At 44.4% G+C, this 1399-nt stretch carries 1 protein-coding gene; it reads left to right on the top strand.

Going from position 1 to position 1399, the window contains the following annotated elements; all coding sequences use genetic code 11:
• The coding region (locus AND4_RS19020) for an Orn/Lys/Arg decarboxylase N-terminal domain-containing protein (RefSeq protein WP_009844615.1) at nucleotides 1-1399 on the top strand (1399 nt) is incomplete at both ends.

Here is a 1399-nt window from a genome sequence, read left to right as displayed (position 1 = left end):
TCACTTCACGCAGCTTTAGAAAAAGCTGGCTACGAAGTGGTTTACCCATTAGATGATAAAGACTTAATCAAAATGATTGAGATGAACCCACGCATTTGTGGTGTACTTTTTGACTGGGATAAATACTCACTAGAGCTATCTGAACGTATCAGCCAAATCAATGAAAAACTACCTGTTCACGCATTTGCGAACGAACAGTCTACTCTGGATATTTCACTGACAGACCTGCGTCTAAACGTGAGCTTTTTCGAATACGCTTTGGGTATGGCTGACGATATCGTTATCAAAATCAACCAAGCGACAGAGGCATATAAAGATGCCATCATGCCTCCATTCACTAAAGCGCTATTCAAATACGTAGAAGAAGGTAAATACACCTTCTGTACTCCGGGTCACATGGGGGGGACTGCATTCCAGAAAAGCCCGGCCGGTAGTATCTTCTACGATTTTTATGGTCCTAACACGTTTAAAGCGGACGTATCAATCTCAATGCCTGAGCTAGGTTCTCTGCTGGACCATTCAGGTCCCCATAAAGATGCAGAAGAATACATTGCCCGTACGTTCAATGCAGACAGCTCTTATATAGTAACCAACGGAACGTCTACATCGAACAAAATCGTCGGTATGTACTCAGCACCTGCGGGCAGCACAGTACTGATTGATCGTAACTGTCACAAATCCCTGACTCACCTAATGATGATGAGCGACGTTACTCCAATCTACTTCCGTCCAACCCGTAACGCATATGGCATTCTTGGCGGTATTCCACAAAGTGAATTCAACCGCGATGTCATTGCTGAGAAAGTGGCGAAAACACCAGGTGCAACAGCGCCAAGTTACGCAGTCGTCACTAACTCAACTTACGATGGCCTGCTGTACAACACACAATTCATCAAAGAGTCGCTAGATTGTAAACACATCCACTTCGACAGTGCTTGGGTGCCTTACACTAACTTCAATCCAATTTACGAAGGTAAATGTGGTATGAGTGGAGAAGCGATGCCGGGTAAAGTGTTCTATGAAACACAGTCAACTCACAAACTGTTGGCGGCATTCTCACAAGCTTCAATGATTCATGTGAAAGGTGATTTCGATAAAGAATCTTTCAACGAAGCATTCATGATGCATACTTCAACTTCACCTCAGTACGGCATCGTTGCTTCTACTGAAACTGCAGCGGCTATGATGCGCGGCAACACTGGTAAGAAGTTGATGCAAGACTCTATCGATCGCGCAATCCGCTTCCGTAAAGAGATCAAACTTCTAGAGGCCGAAAGCGACAGCTGGTTCTTCGATGTATGGCAACCAGAAAACATTGATAGCACGGAATGTTGGAAACTAGATCCTAGTGATACATGGCACGGCTTCAAGAACATGGATGATAACCACATGTATCTTG

The sequence above is a fragment of the Vibrio sp. AND4 genome (genome assembly GCF_000171815.1).
Taxonomy (GTDB): Bacteria; Pseudomonadota; Gammaproteobacteria; order Enterobacterales; family Vibrionaceae; genus Vibrio.
The sequence above is the reverse complement of the archived record's forward strand: the minus strand, read 5'-3'. Positions and strand labels throughout refer to the sequence as shown.